Origin of the sequence: uncultured Croceicoccus sp. (genome assembly GCF_947496385.1) — a bacterium.
Classification (GTDB): Bacteria; Pseudomonadota; Alphaproteobacteria; order Sphingomonadales; family Sphingomonadaceae; genus Croceicoccus.
Genome location: NZ_CANMCP010000004.1, coordinates 248159 through 267232 on the forward strand (window position 1 = coordinate 248159; position 19074 = coordinate 267232).

A 19074-nucleotide genomic window follows, 5' to 3' on the forward strand; every position below is an offset into this window, starting at 1 on the left:
TTTGCGGAGAGGTAAAATAATACCGCACGGTTCTGTAGGGCATGCCGCGGCCCGTCGTCGCGGTGCCCCGCCGCCGGCGTTGCGGAACGAAGCGCGGGCCGGCGTTTTATCCCTGCATGATCCTTGCATTGCGCCCATCCGCCACGCCCCGCCGCCCTTCAGAGCTCCGGCGGCGGGCGGGTGGACGGCCGCGATGAGCCAGCGCAGGATCGCCGATTACGCGATGATCGGCGATGGGGAGACGGCGGCGCTGGTCGGGCGCGACGGGGCCATCGAATGGCTGTGCTTCCCCCGTTTCGACGGGGAGGCGTGCCTGACCGCGCTTCTGGGCGATCACGAAAACGGGTGCTGGCGCATGATGCCCGAAGGCCCGATCACCGCGACCGACCGGCGCTATCGCGGCGAGAGCCTGATCCTCGAAACCGATCTCACCTGCGAGACCGGCACGATCCGCATCGTCGATTTCATGTCGGAGCGGGGCGACACCCCCGATGTCGTCCGCATCGTCGAATGCATCGAAGGCGAGGTCGAACTGAAGAGCGAACTGGCGTTGCGCTTCGATTACGGGCGGGTCCATCCGCTCGTCAGGCAGGAAGACGGCGCGCGCGCCCTCGCGATCAGCGGGCCGGACGGGGTCGCGCTCGATTTCGACGATCCGATCGAGTTTGCGGACCGGCGTTTCTGCACCCATCGCCGCTTGAAGAAGGGCGAAAAAAGCCGCTTCGTGCTGAGCTGGTACCCCAGCCACGAGGAGGCGCCCTGCCGCGTGGACCCGGACGAGGCCCTGCGCGAGACCGAGGCCTTCTGGGCCGGGTGGATCGGCGAACTCGATTACGAGGGCGGGCATCGCGCCATCGTCGTGCGCTCGCTCATCACCTTGAAGGCGATGATCCACCGGCGCACCGGCGGCATCGTCGCCGCGCCAACCGCGTCGCTTCCCGAAGAGCTCGGCGGGGAGCGGAACTGGGACTATCGGTTCTGCTGGCTGCGCGATGCGACGCTTTCGCTGCTCGCGCTCACCCGCATGGGGTTCGGGGACGAGGCGCGCGCGTGGATCGAATGGCTGCGCCGGGCGGTCGGCGGCGATCCGATCGACGTGCAGCCGTTCTATACCGTCACCGGCGATCACCGCACGCTGGAATGGGAGGCGCCCTGGCTTCCGGGGTTCGAGGAATCGACGCCGGTCCGCTTCGGCAATGGCGCGGTGGAGCAATTGCAGCTCGACATCTATGGCGAGGTGATCGACGCGCTTTACCAGGCAAAACAGGAAGGCATCGCCGACGGCGAGACGAGCGATCAGCTCATGCGCCTGCTCACCGCGCGGGTCGAGGATTTGTGGGAGCAGCCCGACGCCGGCATCTGGGAAAGCCGGGGACCGCTGCGCCATCACACCTATTCCAAGGTCATGTGCTGGGTCGCGTTCGACCGTGCCGCATGCTGGTTCCGCGCGGACGATCCCGAACTCTCCGCGCATTATTGCGACCTTGCCGACAGGGTGAAGGCGCTGGTGATGGAAAAAGGGTGGAACGCGGAGCGCGGCAGTTTCGTCGGCGCGTTCGACCGGCCCGAACTGGACGCGGCGGTCCTGCGCCTGCCGACGGTGGGCTTCATCGACGCGTGCGATGACAAGATGATCGCCACCGTCGCTAGGATCGAGGCGGAGCTGTGCGAAGACGGGCTCGTGCGCCGCTACGATCCCGAGGACACCGATGATGGGCTGACCTGCGGGGAGGGTGCGTTCGTCGCGGTGTGCTGCTGGCTCGGCGATGTGCTCTATCTTCAGGGGCGCAAGGACGATGCGCGTGCGATGCTCGACCGGCTCTGCGCGCGGTCCAACGATCTCGGCCTGCTCGCCGAACAGCTCGAAACCGGCGGCGACCGCCAGCTCGGCAATTTTCCGCAGGCGCTTTCCCATCTGGCGCTCATCGGGCTGGCGGCGCGGATCGATTCGGCCCGCGGGCTCGACCGGCACACGGACGGGCGATAGGCGCCCCGGCTTTCAGCTCTGCCGGGAACAGAGCGGTTGCTGGCCATTGACGCGCGGGGCTGTCCGGTGAAAGACCGCGCCTTGTGCCCCGGTGGGCGCTTTGCCGGCAAGAAGGCTGCACGACATGAACAATGACAATGCCAAACGTCCGTATCGGCGCGGGGTGGAACGGGGCGGCTTCATCGTCTTTCTCGCGCTCATCACGCTCGCCATGGTGTGGGTATCGTGGCCGTTCGTGTCGGCGGTGCTGTGGGCGATGCTGGCCGCCATCATGTTTCAGCCGCTCTACCGCCGCATCCTCGTCAATCTGGGGGGGAAGGAGAACCGCGCCGCGATCCTGACGCTGCTCGTCATCACCTTTGCGATCGTGGTGCCCGCCATCGCCATCGGCACGATCGTGGTGGAGCAGGCGACGGCGATCTATTTCTCGCTGCTGGAAAATCCGGTCGACATCTCCGATTACTACGTCATCCTGCATGACAGCCTGCCGATCCGTATCCGCGAAATGATCGACCAGTCAGGCTATGGCGATTTCGCCGCGATACAGGAACAGGTGCTCGATTTCCTGCGGCAGAGCGCCGGCATCATCGCCAGCCAGGCGGTCAGCATCGGGGGCAGCGCGTTCTCCTTTGCCCTGACCTTCGCGGTCGGGCTCTACGTCACCTATTTCCTGCTGCGCGACGGGCGCCACATGGTGCCGATCATCCGCGATTCGCTGCCGATGGACGTCACCATCGCGCGCCGGTTGATGGACAGTTTCACCACTATCGTGCGCGCCACGATCAAGGGGTCCGTCGTCGTCGGCCTGGTACAGGGGGCGCTGGGCGCCGTGACATTCTGGATCGTGGGGGTGCCATCGGCGCTGCTGTTCGGATTGCTGATGGCGCTGTTCTCGCTGCTGCCGGCGCTGGGTCCCGCGATCGTGTGGGTGCCGGTGGCGATCTGGCTGCTGGCGACGGGTGCGATCTGGCAGGGGCTCGCGGTGATCGCGTCGGGCGTGCTGGTCATCGGGCTGGCCGATAACGTGCTGCGCCCGATCCTGGTGGGCCGCGATACGGGCATTCCCGACTGGCTCGTCCTCGTCAGCACGCTGGGCGGGATCGCGACGATGGGACTGTCGGGCATCGTGGTGGGACCGCTTCTGGCGGGCTTGTTCCTATCCGGCTGGGCGATCATGCGCGAAAGGCGGATGGCGCTCGATTGAGCGGCACCCGCCTTGCGATCCCGTATCCTTGGGACTGGCGTTAACGGACTGTCGTTAACAGATCGGCGTTAACGGGGGACGCTCAACGCGCGCCATTGCTGCCCCGGCGGTTCTCGCCCTCGGAACCGCGCGATGTGTCGGTACCCTTGGGGAAATCGCCGCTGCGCTGGACCGAGCCGTTCTGCTCGCCGGTCTGATGCGCGGGGTTCTTGTCCACGGTGTTCTTCGGTTCGTTGCCGTCCTTGCTCATCGTTCTCTCTCCATTCGTGTCGTTACCCGTTCAACCGCCGGGCGCCGGCATGGATCCTGTGCATGCGGCAGGGCGGGCATCACGTCCCACCGTTCGAAAGTTGCGCATTGAACCGGGGCGCCAAGCCCTGCTATCGCGCAGGGCACATGTCCGGGGGAAACATGGATATTCTCAAAGTCACGCATCTGACCAAGCGGTTCGGCGACGTCCGCGCGGTCCATGATCTCAGCTTCGCGGTGCAACCGGGGCGTATTTTCGGCTTTCTGGGCGGGAATGGCGCGGGCAAGACGACGACGCTGCGCATGGTGCTCGACATCATCCGCCCGACCGAGGGGCAGATCGAGATCGCGGGATGCGCCCCCGACAAGCGCGACAGCGCCGCGATCGGGTTCCTTCCCGAAGAGCGTGGCCTTTACGACAACATGACCGCGATCGACGCCATCGTCTATTTCGGGCGGCTCAAAGGAATGGACCGGCACGACGCGCGGGCCCACGGGATGGAACTGCTCGACCGGTTCGACCTTGCCGACCGGGCCAAGACGAAGCTTTCGGCCATGTCGAAGGGCATGGCGCAAAAGGTACAGCTTGCCACCGCGCTGGTGAACCGGCCGCGGCTCCTGCTGCTCGACGAACCGTTTTCGGGGCTGGACCCGGTGAATCAGGGGCTGCTGGAGCGGGAAATCCTCAATGCCGCGGCCGATGGCGCCGCGGTGCTGTTCTCCACCCATGTGATGCAGCATGCCGAAAGGCTGTGCGATACGCTGCTCCTGCTCAAAAAAGGGGAGAAGCGTTTCGAGGGCACGCTCGCCGAGGCGCGCGCGATGCTGCCCGCCCGGATCGAGGCCGTCGCCCACGACCGCATCGCGGCGCTTCCCGGCATTCGCGCGGCCGAGGCGCAGGACGAGCGTGGCGAGGTTGGGCCCGGCGGGGACGGACCGTGGCGCCGCTACATGCTGGAGCTGGAACCCGGCGTCGATGCGGGCGACGTGCTGGAGGCATGCACGGCACAAGGCGTCCCGCTGCGGCGGTTTCAGGAACGACAGGCCAGCCTGCACGAGGTGTTCGTGCAGCTCGTCGGCGATGCGGAGATCGAGAAATGAAGGATATCCTGCTCGTCGCGGGGCGCGAATTCCGGCAGATCGTCTCCATGCGCAGCTTCTGGCTGACCCTGCTGCTGCTTCCGGCGGCGCTCGCGCTGGGGCCGATCATCGCGCAATATCTGGAGGATGACGAGCCCACGCGCATCGCCATCGTCGATCGCGCCGGCGGCGGGGGCGGGCAGGCCATCGAGGACCGCATCGCACTGGAACAGGGCCGCGCCGCGCTTGCCGACCTGTCGCGCCACGTCGCCCGTTACGATCTGCAATCCGCCAATCCGCAGGCGCCGTGGGCGATGGGCGAACGCTGGTTCACGGGCGACGACGTGGCCCGGTTCGAGGCGGAGGGCGGCATGGACGCGGCGATGGCCCGGCTGAAGCAGGCCAAGCCGCCCGCGACGCCCGAATACGAACCGCCCGCCGCCGATTACGCGATCGTGCCCTTGCCGCCCGCGTTGTCAGAGGCACCCGAGACGTCCTTTGCCGACCGGGCGCAGGCCTATCTGGAGGATACGGACGACGACACCGGCCCCGAACTCATCGCCGAGATCGGCAGCGGCTGGCCGCAGCAGCCGGTGGTCCGCATCATCTCGGGCGATCGCCCGCGCGGCAGCTTCGTCACCATGGTGCAGGACGTGCTGACCCGCGATCTGCGTTCGCGCGCGATGACGGCGGCGGGCATGAACGCCGATGCCGCCGACGCGGTGCAGGATGCCGCACCCGCCATCGCCATCGTCACTCCGGCACCGGGCGGCGGGGCGACCGAAACCATGCTGGTCCGCTCCATCGTGCCGCTGGCCCTGTCCTACGTATTGCTCATGGCGCTGCTGCTTTCGGGGAGCTGGATGCTGCAAAGCTCGATCGAGGAGCGCACCAACAAGCTGATCGAATCGCTGCTCGCCTGCATCCGGCCCGAAGATCTGATGTATGGAAAGCTTGTCGGCACGGTCGCGGTCGGGCTGGCGATGATCGTGTTCTGGGTGGTGTGCGCGGCCATCGCCATCTTCGCGGCGCAGGGGGTGGTGTCGCAATTCGTGGGACCAGCGCTCGAACCGCTGGCCTCGCCGGGGATCGTGCTCGCCATCGTCTATTTCTTCGTCGCGGGCTATATCCTCGTGTCGATGCTGTTCCTTGCCATCGGGTCGCTCGCCAATTCGATGAGCGAGGCGCAGGGCTATCTCATGCCGGTGATGCTGGGCATCATGCTGCCCGTCTTCTTCACGCTTCAGGCCGTGATCAGCGGGAATGACGGCTTCGTCGTGCAGCTTTTCACCTGGGTGCCGCTCTGGGCGCCGTTCACCGTGCTGGCGCGGCTCGGCACGGGGATCGAGACGTGGCAGATCGTGGGCACGGGCATCGTGCTGGCGCTGTTTCTGGTGGCGGAGTTCGTCCTGCTGGGCCGGTTGTTTCGCGCGAGCCTGCTTTCGCAGGGGCAGAAGGCCGGTTTTGCCGAGCTGATCGAGCGGATGAAGCGCAAGGCATGAGCCGCGGGGCGGCGCAAAACCCGCCTCGACACCGCGCCGGGCGCGGCTTAGGACGCTATGCAGCCGACGCGGCCCCTTTCGCTCTCGACACAGAAAGCAACCGACCACCATGAACAGCTGGCTAGAGGCCGCCATCCTTGGCCTGATCCAGGGACTGACCGAGTTCCTGCCCATCTCGTCGAGTGCGCATCTGCGCATCGCGGGCGCGCTGCTCCCCTCGGGCGAGGATCCGGGCGCCGCCTTCACCGCGATCAGCCAGATCGGGACCGAGGCGGCGGTCATCATCTATTTCTGGAAGGACATCTGGCACATCTCGATGTCCTGGCTGCATTCGCTCACCGGGATCGGCGGGGATGCGGCGCGCGATGAAAACGCGGCGCGCATGGGCTGGCTCGTGATTATCGGCACGTTGCCCATCGCGATCCTCGGCCTGCTGTTTCAGGATGCGATCGAAACGTCGCTGCGCAATCTCTACATCACGGCGACCATGCTCATCGGCTTCGGCATCGTGCTCGGCCTTGCCGACCGGTTCGGCGCGCGGGTCAAGACGCTCGACCGGCTGAGCTGGCGCGACGGCATCCTTTACGGCTTTGCGCAGGCGATGGCGCTGATCCCCGGCGTGTCGCGCTCCGGCGGCACGATCAGCGCGGGCCGCGCCATGGGCTACACGCGGGAGGCGGCGGCGCGTTACTCCTTCCTGCTCGCCATTCCCGCCGTTCTGGCATCGGGGTTCTACAAGCTGTTCGATAGCTGGGGCGAATTCGGGCGGCTGGGCGTCGGCGAAACCGCGCTTGCGACGCTTGTGGCGTTTGTCGTGGGCTATGCGGTGATCGTGATGTTCCTGCGCTATATCTCCACGCGCAGCTTCAACATTTTCGTGATCTATCGCGTGGCGGCGGGGCTCGGCCTGCTGGCGCTGCTCTGGACAGGGGTCGTGCCCGCGCAATAATTGCAGGATGCGCGACGCGGGCTGACCTGTTGGGCAGTTTCCCCGGGCGCAGCGAAAGGTCTACGCATGCAGGGCCGCACGATGCGGCGGGCGGCCACGACCCATGACGAAGGAGCGACGAGGATGCAGGCAGACCATTCGGAAACGGACGACGCGCCCGTGCGGATCGAACGCGACGGTGCGGTGGCGCGTCTCGTGCTGAACCGGCCGAAGGCGGGCAATGCCATCGGCCTGTCGCTGGCCAGTGCGTTGCACCGCGCCGCGATCACGGTCGGCGACGATCCCGATGTGCGCTGCGTCGTGATGACCGGTGCGGGGCGGCTGTTTTGTGCGGGCGGCGATCTGTCCGAAATCATGGGGGCGGGTGAGGGCCGGGCGTCCCATCTGAGCGCGCTTGTGGGCACGCTCAACCTTGCCGTGGCGCGGCTCGCGGCGATGGAGAAGCCGCTGCTGTGCATCGTCAACGGTCCGGCGGCCGGCGCGGGGATGAGCCTTGCAATCGCGGGCGATGTCGTGATCGCGGCGCAATCGGCGCATTTCACCGCCGCCTATGGCGCGATCGGACTGACGCCCGACGGCGGGATGAGCTGGACTTTGCCGCGGCTCGTCGGCCTGCGCGCGGCGCAGCGGATCGTGTTCGAGAACCGGCGTATCGGCGCGGACGAAGCCGCCGCGATCGGTCTCGTCACCGAGGCGGTCGCCGATGATGAACTGGCCGAGGTGGCGGCCGCGCGGGCACAGGCGCTGGCCGATGCGCCGTCGCGGGCATGGGGCGCGGCGCGGGGCCTGCTCTATGCCGGGATGCAGAACGATTTGTCCACGCAGCTCGAACTGGAACTGCGGTCGATTGCGCAGGCCGGCGCCGGGGCCGAGGCGAGCGAAGGGATCGGCGCCTTCATGGAAAAGCGAAAAGCGGATTACCGCTCCGTCTGAAGTGGGCGCCGGAACGGGGCGGCGTCGCGGAACATCCGGGACCGTCGCAGACTTGTGCAAGGCAAGGCGCCACTTCTTGCCCATCTTACGAGGATAAAGCCCCATGCAATACACCGATTTCATCCGCGAGACCTGCCCCATCGGCGGCAAATGGGTCGGCGCCGATGATGGCGGCAGTATCGCCGTCACCGACCCCGCCACCGGCGAAACGCTCGCCCGCGTCCCCGATATGGGCAGCGCGGAAACGAAACGCGCCATCGCCGCGGCGGAGGCCGCGATGCCGCAATGGCGCGCGAAAACCGCAGGCGAGCGATCCGCCATCCTGCGCCGCCTGTTCGAGCTCATGATGGAGCATAGCCAGGCGCTCGGCGAGCTGCTCTCGCGCGAGCAGGGCAAGCCGATGGCCGAGGCGGTGGGTGAGATCGGCTATTCCGCCAGCTTCATCGAATGGTTCGCGGAGGAAGGCAAGCGCGCCTATGGCGAGATCATCCCGCCGCACGATGCGGACAAGCGCATCCTGACCTATCGTCAGCCGGTCGGCGTCGTCGGCGCGATCACCCCTTGGAACTTCCCGTCGGCGATGATCGGGCGAAAGCTCGGCCCCGCGCTCGCGGCGGGCTGCACCTTCGTGCTGAAACCTGCGTCGCAAACGCCGCTCTCGGCGCTGGCGCTTGCGGTCCTTGCCGAAAAGGCGGGGGTTCCGGCGGGCGTGTTCAACATCGTTACCGGAAGCGCATCGGCCATCGGCGGCGCGCTCACGCAGAGCAGGACGGTCCGCAAGATCAGCTTTACCGGATCGACCGAGGTGGGGCGCGAACTCATGCGGCAGAGCGCCGATACGATCAAGAAGATGTCGCTCGAACTGGGCGGAAACGCGCCGTTCCTGGTGTTCGACGATGCCGATCTCGATGCCGCGGTCGATGGCGCCATCGCGTCGAAATTCCGCAATGGCGGGCAGACCTGCGTGTGCACCAACCGGTTCTACGTGCAGGATGGCATTTACGATGCGTTCGCCGACCGGCTCGTCGAACGGGTGCGCGCGATGACGATCGGCCGCGGTATCGACGACGGCGTCGATATCGGTCCGATGATCGATGAAAAGGCGCTGTCCAAGATCAACGAACATCTCGACGATGCGAGGGAAAAGGGCGCCACTGTCCTCATCGGGGGGAAGCAGCCCGACCGGGGCGGCACGTGGTTCGAACCCACCGTGCTGTCCGACGTGACGCAGGATATGCAGATCACGCGCGATGAAACCTTCGGCCCCGTGGCCGGCCTCGTCCGCTTTACAGACGAGGCGGATGCGATCCGGTGGGCCAATGATACCGAGTTCGGTCTTGCCAGCTATGTCTACACCCGCGACCTTTCGCGGATGTTCCGGGTATCGGAAGCACTGGAGGCGGGCATCGTGGGCGTGAACACCGGGCTCATCTCCACCGCGGTCGCGCCTTTTGGCGGGGTGAAGCAATCGGGCCTCGGGCGGGAGGGATCCTCCCACGGGCTCGAGGATTATCTGGAGATCAAATATGTCTGCATCGGGATATGAGGCGCGGCATGCCGCCCGCGCCCGCGCCCGCCCCGCGACGATGCGACCCTATGATAGTGATTAGTTACCGTCCGGCCCGCCCCGGGACTAAGCACGGGCACGATGGCATGCGCTGGCGGCATCGCGTGCGGGGCCGGGTATTATTGACCGGCCTTTGGACGCAGGCTTATGAGCGCGATGGCATCGCCCTCGCATCCTGTCCCGCCAAGGCAGCGAAACGACAACGGGTCCGCCGGTATGCGGAAATGACGGACCTGACAGAATGGAATACCCGCCGCCCCGCGCGTCGCCCCGACCGGGTCGCGACACGCGGTCAAGGCGAACGCAAACGACCAAGGGAAGGAACCTACATTGCGCCACGTTGACCATTTCATCACCGGAACCGTGCCACAGGGCACCGGCCGCACGCACAAGATCTGGAACCCGTCCACAGGCCAGGTTCAGGCCGAGGTGAAGCTCGGCGACAAGTCCGTGCTCGACGCCGCCGTCGCCGCCGCGCAGGAAGCGCAGCCCGCATGGGCCGCCACCAATCCGCAGCGCCGCGCCCGCGTGATGTTCCGGTACAAGGAGCTGATCGAGCAGAACATGCAATCGCTCGCCGAACTCCTCGCAAGCGAGCATGGCAAGGTGGTCGACGATGCGAAGGGCGACGTGCAGCGCGGGCTCGAGGTGGTCGAATTCGCCTGCGGCATCCCGCAGGTTCTCAAAGGCGAATATACGCAAGGCGCAGGCCCTGGCATCGATGTCTATTCCATGCGGCAGCCGCTCGGCATCGGGGCGGGCATCACCCCGTTCAATTTCCCGGCGATGATCCCGCTGTGGATGTCGGCGATGGCCATCGCGGTCGGCAATGCGTTCATCCTGAAACCGTCGGAGCGCGATCCGTCCGTGCCGGTGCGCCTCGCCGAATTGTTCGTGGAGGCCGGCGGACCCGAAGGCATCCTGCAGGTCGTGCACGGCGACAAGGAAATGGTCGACGCCATTCTCGACCACGAGGCCATCGCGGCGGTCAGCTTCGTTGGGTCGTCCGACATCGCGCATTACGTCTACAACCGCGGTGTCGCCGCTGGCAAGCGGGTGCAGGCGATGGGCGGCGCGAAGAACCACGGCATCGTCATGCCCGATGCCGATCTCGACGTGACGGTCAACGACCTCGTCGGGGCGGCCTTCGGTTCGGCGGGCGAACGCTGCATGGCGTTGCCGGTCGTCGTCCCGGTGGGCGCGGATACGGCCGAGCGGTTGAAGGACAAGCTCATCCCCGCGATCGAGAAGCTCCGCGTCGGCGTGTCGAACGATCCCGAGGCGCAATACGGCCCGGTCGTGACCCCGGAACACAAGCAGCGGATCGAGAACTGGATCGCCACGGCGGAGAAGGAAGGCGGCGAGATCGTCATCGACGGCCGCGGCTTCAGCCTGCAGGGGCACGAGGATGGTTTCTTCGTCGGCCCGACGCTGATCGACCGGGTCACCACCGACATGGAAAGCTACAAGGAAGAGATTTTCGGCCCCGTCCTGCAAATGGTGCGTGCCGACAATTTCGAGGATGCCGTCCGCCTGCCGAGCGAGCATCAATATGGCAATGGCGTCGCGATCTTTACCCGCAACGGCCATGCCGCGCGCGAATTCGCGAACCGGGTGCAGGTCGGCATGGTCGGCATCAACGTGCCGATCCCCGTCCCGGTCAGCTATCACAGCTTTGGCGGGTGGAAGCGGTCCGGCTTTGGCGACCACAATCAGTATGGCATGGACGGCATGCGCTTCTGGACCAAGGTGAAGACCGTGACGCAGCGCTGGCCCGACGGGTCGGCGACGGGCGAAAACGCCTTTGTCATCCCGACGATGGGATAGGACGGCCCGGCTGTCTGCCCGAAAAAGGCCCCGCTCCGCATTGTCGGGGCGGGGCTTTTTTCATGGCATGATGGAGAGAGGGTCAGGCACCGCCGCTGGAAAGAGCATCGCCCATCCTCTCGCCGAGACGGACGGAATGCTCCGGCGCCCAATCCCCGTTAAAGGCAATGGTGTCCGCCTCGAACAGCATGATGACCGTCGATCCGAGGAGGAACCGGCCCATTTCCTCCCCCTTGGCGAGGACGATGTCATGCTTGCCATAGGCCCATTCGGCCATGCGCCCGGTGCGGCGGGGATTGACGACGCCGTGCCATACCGTGGCCATGCTGCCCACGATGGTCGCCCCGACGAGCACCATGACAAACGGCCCATGCTCGGCCGATTCGAAGACGCAGACGATACGCTCGTTTCGCGCAAACAGCCCCTTCACCCCGCGCGCGGTCGCGGGATTGACGCTGAACAAGGCGCCGGGGACGTAGATCATGCGGATCAGCCGCCCGTCGCACGGCATGTGGATGCGGTGGTAATCGCGCGGCGACAGATACACGTTGGCGAAGCTGCCATGGCGGAACCGCGCGGCGAGATCGGCATCCCCGGCGAGCAGCTCCGTCGTGGTGAAGCTATGCCCCTTCGCCTGCACCATGCGGTGGTCGTCGATGGCGCCGAACTGGCTGACCGCGCCGTCCACCGGGCTGACGAAGGGGGCATCGGCGATGGGGCGCACCCCTTTGCGCAAGGGGCGGGTGAAGAACGCGTTGAAGCTGTCATAGCTGGCGAGGTCGGGATCCTGCGCCTCTGTCATGTCGACATCGTACCGTTTCACGAACCAGCGGATGAGCGCCTGCGTCCACGCGCCGCCCTGTGCCCCGGCGACGCGCCCGGCGAGCTGCGTCATGCGCCGTTTCGGCATCAGATGCTGTGCCCAGATTTTCAGTCGGTCGGCCATTCGCGTTCCCCGTGCGGCGGGCGCGGCGGGGATGCTGCGACCCTGTTGTCCCGTTGGTGTAGGCCCTGCACACTCTTGCGTCGAGGCGCGCGGGGCGTGTAGATCGTTGCCATTCCCCCCGATCATGAAGGCGCGCGGCATGGCGATGATGGACCGGTTCGAGATGTCCGACGGCCTCGTGCTCGTGCCCTGCGCCCGCATATTGAACCCACGGGTTTTCGCAATCGTTCCCGCCTATGCCGATCCGGCGTGCCCGGTGAACGGTTTCGGCGCGCTCTATCGGCGGGACGTGACCATGCTGAGGGAGGCGGGTTTCCTCGCCGCGTTCGATGTCGCCGGGCGCATCTATCACGAGGCGACGGGCCATCGCATACGCGTGCTCGATTGTTTCCGCCCGGTCGAGGCGCAGCAGGCGATGGCGGCGCTCCGTCCCGATGTGCCGGGCCATCTGCTCGCCGTGCCGGGCACCGGCGCGCACCCTCGCGGCATGGCGATCGACATTCAACCGTTCGGCGATGCAGGCGATCTGGATTTCGGCACGCCGTTCGACGATTTTACAGAAGCAGGCCAGAGCCAATCGGATCGCGCCCATGATTTTGCCGACGTCGATCCCGACCGGCGCGCTGTGATCGCGGAGAATCGCCGCGCTCTGGACGGCGCCGTGCGGGCGGCGGCGGGCGAAACGGGCGTGCCGCTCGTCGGGCTTCCCTCCGAATGGTGGGATTACCGCCTGCCGCGCGCGGATTACGAACGATACGCGCCGGTATCGGATGCGCAATTGCCGCCCGAATGGCGCTATCTGTCGCGGGATCAGGCTGCGGCGTCGGGATAGGCGTCGCGGTTCAACTCCGCCTTCGCCGCGTGATATTCGCGCGAAAGCCGCTCGACCTTGGCGGCGACCGGTTCGACGGCCTTCACCGTGCCGATGCCCTGGCCGCACCCCCACACGTCCTTCCACGCCTTCGCCTTCGACCCGCCGAAATCCATTTTGGACGGATCGCTCGTCGGAAGATCGTCCGGGTTCATCCCTGCGTTTTCGATCGACCCGCGCAGGTAATTGCCGTGCACGCCGGTGAAAAGATTGGAATAGACGATGTCGGAGGCGCCGCTGTCGACGACCATCTGCTTGTATCGTTCGTCCGCGTTCGCTTCCTCGGTCGCGATGAACATCGAGCCCGAATAGGCGAAATCGGCCCCCATCGCCTGCGCCGCGAGGATGGAGCGGCCCGTCGCAATCGCGCCCGAGAGCGCCAGCGGCCCCTCGAACCAGTCGCGGATTTCCTGCATCAGGGCAAAGGGCGAGAGGGCGCCCGCGTGCCCGCCCGCACCCGCCGCCACCGCGATCAGCCCGTCGGCGCCCTTGTCCACCGCCTTGTGCGCGAAACGGTCGTTGATGACATCGTGCATGGTGATCCCGCCCCAGCCATGGACGGCCTGGTTGACCTCCTCCCGCGCGCCGAGCGAGGTGATGACCATCGGCACCTTGTGCTTTTCGCAAACCGCCATGTCGGTCTCCAGCCTGTCGTTGGAGCGGTGGACGATCTGATTCACGGCAAAGGGCGCGGCGGGGCGGTCCGGATTGTCGCGGTCCCACGCGGCCAGCGCCTCGGTAATTTCGTGGAGCCATTTATCCAGCATGCCGGCGGGCCGGGCATTGAGCGCGGGAAAGGAGCCGACCACGCCGGCGGTGCATTGCGCAATCACCGTGCGCGGATTGGAGATGATGAAAAGCGGCGCGCAGATGAGCGGAAGGCGCAGAGAATCGAATAGCGCAGGTCGGGCCAAGGCATGTCTCCAACGGTTTTGCCGCCGGTCTACAGGACAGCCTGCCCCCATGCCAGCCCCGCCGGCGGCAAAAGCGGCATTACCCCTCCGTATCGGCGGCGTCCGGCGCGCGCACGACCGACTGGGGAAAGGTGATGGCGCAGCAGAACCCGTCGCTGCCGTCGGTTTCGATATTGGCGGCGTGGCGCGCGGACATCGCCCGGATCATGCGCCAGCCCAGCGATTGCGGGCGGTCGGGCCGCGCATCCTCCGGCGTGCCGACACCGTCGTCGCGCACGATCAGGACCCAGCCGGGATCGGTGCCCTCCGTGCGATCGAAGCGGATGGTGATGCGGCCCTTGCTGCGCCCCTCGAACGCATGTTTGAACGCATTCGTTATCAATTCGCCCACGATCAGGCCCAAATCGATGGCCGTACTGCTCACGACCTCCACGGGTTCGCCGGCCACGTCGATGTCGACGGAAAGATTGACGCTGGAAAAAGCGTCGCTCGCATGTTTCGCCACGTTTTCGAGCAGCGGGAGCAATTCGATGCGGTCGCTCTGCTGCGCGCGTTGGAGTTCCTGATGCACGCGGGCGACGGAATGCACCCGCGCTTCCAGCTCGGCCATGGCCTGCTGCGTTTCGGGGGAGGCGGCCTTGCGCTTGCTCATCTGGATGAAGCTGACGATGAGGGCGAGATTGTTGCCGGTACGGTGGTGCACCTCGTCGATGAGCAGTTCGCGCTCCGCCATCGCGGCGGCAAGCTCGCGGTTCTGACGGGAGAGTTCGGCGATGGGGTCCGCGCTGCCGAGGCCGAGCACCGCTTCGGCCGCCGCGGCCGCGCGCCGGGCGATCTCGTCGGCGGGGACGGGCACGAAAAAGGCCATCGCCACGCGCGTTCCCTGCGGCGAGGAGGCGATGTCGAAATTGTCGGCGAGCCGCTTGACCCCGCTCAACCCCAGGCCCAGCCCGCGGGTCGCGGCCTTCGTTTCGAGATAGGGGCGCCGCTCGCGCTCGAATGCGGCGGGATTGTCGATGCCGGTGCCCTGGTCGGTGACGCGCACGCCGATTTCGGAACCGCCCGGTTTCGGCGTGGCGGAAAAACGCACCTGCCCGCCGCCCCCGTATTGAAGCGCGTTGCGCGAGATTTCGAGCACGGCGGTCACCATGCGGGTGCGCGCGAAGCTTTCGAGGCCGAAGGATTGCGCGACCTTGTCGGCAACCTGCCGGACGCGGGCGATATCGGCCTCTGCGGCGATGCGGACGGTGATGATGTCGATCATTCGCCCACCCTCGCCGGGGTCATGCGGGCGGCAAGAATGCTCGCATCGTCGCGGCCGCGCGTATTTTCGTCGAGCAGGGTCGCGGCGATGATCGGCGCGCTGCGATAGAACAGCGGCCCGCGCCGCTCCAACCCGCGCAGCGTGCTCACCCCGTCCGAATGCATCAGCACGGTCGCATCGGGCGCGAGCGCGCATTGCTCGGTATGGGGGGACGCCGCCCGCCCGCCGAGCAGGCCGTCCCGCACGGGAAGCCGCTTGATCGCGCCGCCCTGCACGATCATCGTCGAGATATTGCCGATGCCGGCATAGGAGAGCGTGCCCTGCGCCCGGTCCACGGTCACGACCGCGGCCACCGCCCCGCGCGTGCCCGCAAGCCCTGCTCCCATCGCGGCGAGCAGTGCGGCCGGATCCTCCCCCGGCGTGTCGAGAAACACGCGCCGCGCGGTGTCCGCGGCGACGGCGGCCTTCGCCCCATGGCCCAGCCCGTCGCACAGCATGTAGATGCTGACCGGGCCGGCCTGCTTCATCGCGATCTGGTCGCCGCATTCCCGCTCGCCCGGAAAAGGAGTGCGCATGCCGGCCTCATCGCAAAGATCGCTCATCGCCGCGGTTTTGAGCACGAACTCGCTCATGATGGCGGTGCCCTTGCCCCGCGCGGTCATGATGTCGAACCGGTCGGACAAGCGCGCGATCGCGCCAAGCCCGGTCCCGGCGGAATCGCGGGTGGACACGCCATCCTTCATCATCTTCCCGAGCCTTTCGATGCCCGGCCCGTCGTCGATGCCGATCACGTGCAGCCGTACATGCCCCGCCGCACCGGTAATGCAAGTCAGCATCCGGCCCCCGCCGCCGTGGCGCAGGATGTTCTGCGCGATTTCGGTGGCGACGATGGCGACATGTTCGGTGGCGATCGAGCCGAGCCCCGCCGCACCCGCATGGCGGCGCGCACGGCGGCGCGCCTCCGCGACCGTGCTGGGTTCCGCGATCTTGAGCCATTCGCTCATCGTGTATTCTGTAATCCGGTCATGCGGACAATCGTGCCTGTTTCTCCATGGGTCTCTATCTCGAACTCATGAGACAGCCTTTTGGCTCCACCCAATCCGCGACCGAGGCTGTCGCGCGTCGAAAAACCGTCGGTCATCGCCTGCTCCACGTCGGCGATGCCCGGCCCCTCGTCGATGCATTCGATGCCGATCTTGCGATTGCCCGGAAACTCGTAGATCGCGAGCCGCCCGCCCCCGCCGTGTACGATGGCATTGCGGGCGATCTCGCTTACCGCCGTGACGAAACGCGTCTGCATCAATTCGCGGCATCCGCGCTTTGCCATGGCATCGCCGACCCGCCGGCGGGCGATGGCGACGTCGCGATCGGTGACGAGGTCCAGCAGCGCGATCCTGCGACCGCCCTTGAGGATCATCCGGCGCTATCGTCCGTCAGCCCGTCCTCCCGCATCCGGGCCAATGCATGGCTCAGCGTGAGGGCGGTGCGATTGCCGGGCAGATACATGCCGAGTTCGACCAGCGTCATGGCGACCGCGGGGCGCATGCCGACGACATAGGTTTCGGCATCGAGCAGCTTCGATATGGACGTCACCTGCGCCAGCACGCGGCCCACGAACGTGTCCACGATGTCGAGCTCGGCAATGTCGATCACCACGCCGCGCGCGCCCGTATCGGCGATCCGCTGCGACAGGACATCCTGCAGATCGATGATGTCGCTGTCGGCGATGTCGGCCCGGATCGAGACCAGCAATATGCCCTCGACCGAATAGATGGACGCGGCGTTCATTTTGCCGTGACGCGGTCGAGCCGCTCGATCGGGAGAATGGCGACGCCCACGGCCGTCAGCGCATCGGTAAGCGCATTGCGGATCGACGAGCGCGTCTTCACCTCGCCCACGTCCACGCCGAGCTGCACCATGGTCTGCGCGATCTTTGGGCTGATCCCGCTCACGATGCATTGCGCGCCCATGAGCCGGACGGCGGCGGCGGTGCGCAGCAGATGCTGTGCCACCTGCGTATCGACGGTCTTGACCCCGGTGATGTCGACGATGACGACCTCCGCCTGCTTTGCCACGATCGCCTCGAGCAGGTTTTCCATCACCTCCTGCGCACGCAGGCTGTCGAGCGTGCCGATGAGCGGGAGGGTCAGCACCTTGTCCCACAATTCGACGACCGGCGTCGACAGTTCCAGCATCTCGTCGCGCTGGCGTTCGATGACCTGCTCGCGCTCGCGGATGAACACCTCGGTCGTGTAGATGGCAAAGGCATCGATGGCCTTCGTCACGAGCAGGATTTCATTGACCAGCCGGTCCGGCTCCTCCTTCAACCGTTCCTTGAGCCGCTCGAACATGGTCACCTTGAGGCTGAGCACGAAGGAAGCCATCTCGCTCGGCAACACGCCGCGCTCGACGCGTTCATAGGTGATTTCCGCGAGGATCCCGCGCAGATCGGCCCAGTAATCGTCCTCCAGGTCGAAATCGCCGTCGCGATATCCGTCGCGCACGCCGGAACGGAACGCGCGCAGCAGACTCGCGGCCTGGTCGCGTTCCTCGCGTTCGGAGAACAGGTCGCTGCGCTTGGCGCCGTCCTCGTCGGCCTGTTCGATCCAGTCGGTCAGGACGCCCGTCTCATCGTCCTTGAGGATGTCCAGAACGGTCTTCAAATTGGTTTCGGGCATGAAGCGCTTTCGAATTTTCGGGGAATATCGATTCCTCTGATCGTGAAAAACCGGGAGCATGGCAAGCGGCAATGACATCGTTTACGGACTATTCCCGCTGGTGCGGGACAGACGGGGCGTGATAGGCGATGGCCCGACGAAGGGGAGAACGACCGCCATGCGAAGATCACTGGCCATCGCCGCCGCCGCCAGCATCGCATCGGCGCAACCGGCCGCCGCGCGCGATCCCCTCGTGCTTCGCCCCACCGAACCATGGACGATGAACTATGGCGAGGACAGCTGCCAGCTTGTCCGGATATTCGGGGAGGGCGAGGATGAAACCGGCCTGATGATCGAACAGTTCGGGCCGTCCGAGCGGGTGCGCATCACTCTGATCAGCCGGTATGCGCAGCTGCGTGTGCGGCCCTATCCCCATTATGCGATCGATCAAAAGACCGCGCGTAGCGTCAGCCCGCCGCAGATCGGCGTGCGTTTCGGCAAAACCGGTGAAGCGATGGGTGAAGCGATGGAGGCGCGGGTAAAGAGCGCGAGCATGGCGGACGGACGGTTCATCACCGTGGCGAGCGCCGTGCGGCCCACCCTTCAGGGACCGGAAAAGGAAAAGGAGCAGGACGAGCCCTACCACCTGCCCGCCCTTTCCATCGATGCGCTGGCAGGGTCGGACCGTGTTGCGTTCGAAGGACTGGTGGATGGCGATCTGATTCTCGCAACCGGGCCGCTCGCCGCCGCGACGAAAGCGATGAATGCCTGCTCCGAAAACCTGCTCTCCCACTGGGGCCTCGATATCGCTGCGCATCGCACGCTGCGAAGCCCGGTCAGGATGGTCGATGAAACCGCCCCTTGGCTGAATTATCCCGATCAGCAGAATCTCGACAGAATAGAAGGGCTGGTCGAGTATCGCGTGATGGTCGACAGCGCAGGCCTTGCGACAGCGTGCCATATTCAGTCCGGCAGCGGCCCTGATACCGATTTTGGCGATGCGGTATGCCACGGCATGATGAATACGGTCGTCTTCGAACCCGCCATAAATGCAGGCGGCGAACCGATCGCCAGCTATTACCGCGGAACGGTCGATTTTCGGTTTCGGTAAGACAAGTCCAATT

The 19074-nt window shown here is 66.1% G+C and carries 18 protein-coding genes; 10 read left to right on the top strand and 8 right to left on the bottom strand.

The window, feature by feature from the left end; translation table 11 throughout:
- Positions 1–193 precede the first annotated feature (193 nt).
- Positions 194–1987 carry a glycoside hydrolase family 15 protein gene (locus Q0897_RS08895; RefSeq protein ID WP_299308960.1) on the top strand — a complete coding sequence of 598 codons (1794 nt, stop codon included), beginning with the start codon at positions 194–196 and terminating at the stop codon, positions 1985–1987.
- A 124-nt stretch (positions 1988–2111) separates the two neighbouring features.
- On the top strand, positions 2112–3191 hold the full coding sequence (locus Q0897_RS08900) for an AI-2E family transporter (protein WP_299308962.1): 1080 nt from the start codon (positions 2112–2114) through the stop codon (positions 3189–3191).
- An 82-nt stretch (positions 3192–3273) separates the two neighbouring features.
- Here the strand turns inward: Q0897_RS08900 and Q0897_RS08905 are convergent, their stop codons facing one another.
- Complete coding sequence (locus Q0897_RS08905) at positions 3274–3441, bottom strand: hypothetical protein (protein ID WP_299308964.1); 168 nt, start codon at positions 3439–3441, stop codon at positions 3274–3276.
- A gap of 161 nt (positions 3442–3602) precedes the next feature.
- On the opposite strand from Q0897_RS08905, the gene Q0897_RS08910 reads away from it, so the two are divergent.
- From Q0897_RS08910 to Q0897_RS08935, 6 genes are all read left to right on the top strand, one after another.
- Positions 3603–4541, top strand: coding sequence for an ATP-binding cassette domain-containing protein (locus tag Q0897_RS08910; RefSeq protein WP_299308966.1), 939 nt, complete (start codon positions 3603–3605; stop codon positions 4539–4541).
- Positions 4538–6022, top strand: coding sequence for an ABC transporter permease (locus Q0897_RS08915; protein ID WP_299308968.1), 1485 nt, complete (start codon positions 4538–4540; stop codon positions 6020–6022). The genes Q0897_RS08910 and Q0897_RS08915 overlap by 4 nt, the downstream gene beginning before the upstream one ends.
- 109 nt (positions 6023–6131) lie before the next feature.
- Entirely contained in the window at positions 6132–6971 is an 840-nt protein-coding gene (locus tag Q0897_RS08920) for an undecaprenyl-diphosphate phosphatase (protein WP_299308970.1), read from the top strand.
- Between the two features lie 123 nt (positions 6972–7094).
- Positions 7095–7904: an enoyl-CoA hydratase-related protein gene (locus Q0897_RS08925; protein ID WP_299308972.1), complete on the top strand. Its 810-nt coding sequence runs from the start codon at positions 7095–7097 to the stop codon at positions 7902–7904.
- Between the two features lie 103 nt (positions 7905–8007).
- Entirely contained in the window at positions 8008–9450 is a 1443-nt protein-coding gene (locus Q0897_RS08930) for an NAD-dependent succinate-semialdehyde dehydrogenase (protein ID WP_299308973.1), read from the top strand.
- A gap of 351 nt (positions 9451–9801) precedes the next feature.
- The gene (locus tag Q0897_RS08935; RefSeq protein WP_299308974.1) at positions 9802–11298 is read left to right on the top strand and encodes a CoA-acylating methylmalonate-semialdehyde dehydrogenase; all 1497 of its coding nucleotides are present in this window, start codon (positions 9802–9804) and stop codon (positions 11296–11298) included.
- 82 nt (positions 11299–11380) lie between these two features.
- On the opposite strand, the gene asd is transcribed toward Q0897_RS08935, so the two are convergent.
- Positions 11381–12244 (bottom strand): archaetidylserine decarboxylase, encoded by an 864-nt coding sequence (gene asd / locus Q0897_RS08940; protein ID WP_299308975.1) that lies wholly within the window; start codon positions 12242–12244, stop codon positions 11381–11383.
- Positions 12245–12368: 124 nt separating this feature from the next.
- On the opposite strand from asd, the gene Q0897_RS08945 reads away from it, so the two are divergent.
- Positions 12369–13076, top strand: a complete 708-nt coding sequence (locus Q0897_RS08945) for a M15 family metallopeptidase (RefSeq protein ID WP_299308976.1) — start codon at positions 12369–12371, stop codon at positions 13074–13076.
- Here the strand turns inward: Q0897_RS08945 and Q0897_RS08950 are convergent.
- The 6 genes from Q0897_RS08950 to Q0897_RS08975 form a co-directional block, all read right to left on the bottom strand.
- Entirely contained in the window at positions 13055–14029 is a 975-nt protein-coding gene (locus Q0897_RS08950; RefSeq protein WP_299308977.1) for a nitronate monooxygenase family protein, read from the bottom strand. The two genes, Q0897_RS08945 and Q0897_RS08950, sit on opposite strands and share 22 nt — an antisense overlap.
- A gap of 79 nt (positions 14030–14108) precedes the next feature.
- Positions 14109–15293 (bottom strand): ATP-binding protein, encoded by a 1185-nt coding sequence (locus tag Q0897_RS08955; protein WP_299308979.1) that lies wholly within the window; start codon positions 15291–15293, stop codon positions 14109–14111.
- Entirely contained in the window at positions 15290–16297 is a 1008-nt protein-coding gene (locus Q0897_RS08960; RefSeq protein ID WP_299308980.1) for an ATP-binding protein, read from the bottom strand. The genes Q0897_RS08955 and Q0897_RS08960 overlap by 4 nt, the downstream gene beginning before the upstream one ends.
- The gene (locus tag Q0897_RS08965) at positions 16294–16710 is read right to left on the bottom strand and encodes an ATP-binding protein (RefSeq protein ID WP_299308981.1); all 417 of its coding nucleotides are present in this window, start codon (positions 16708–16710) and stop codon (positions 16294–16296) included. The genes Q0897_RS08960 and Q0897_RS08965 overlap by 4 nt, the downstream gene beginning before the upstream one ends.
- Positions 16707–17081, bottom strand: a complete 375-nt coding sequence (locus Q0897_RS08970) for an STAS domain-containing protein (RefSeq protein ID WP_202086892.1) — start codon at positions 17079–17081, stop codon at positions 16707–16709. The genes Q0897_RS08965 and Q0897_RS08970 overlap by 4 nt, the downstream gene beginning before the upstream one ends.
- Entirely contained in the window at positions 17078–17971 is an 894-nt protein-coding gene (locus tag Q0897_RS08975; protein ID WP_299308984.1) for an STAS domain-containing protein, read from the bottom strand. Before Q0897_RS08975 ends, Q0897_RS08970 begins: the two co-directional genes overlap by 4 nt.
- A gap of 157 nt (positions 17972–18128) precedes the next feature.
- On the opposite strand from Q0897_RS08975, the gene Q0897_RS08980 reads away from it, so the two are divergent.
- Positions 18129–19061, top strand: coding sequence for an energy transducer TonB (locus Q0897_RS08980; protein WP_299308986.1), 933 nt, complete (start codon positions 18129–18131; stop codon positions 19059–19061).
- Positions 19062–19074 lie beyond the last annotated feature (13 nt).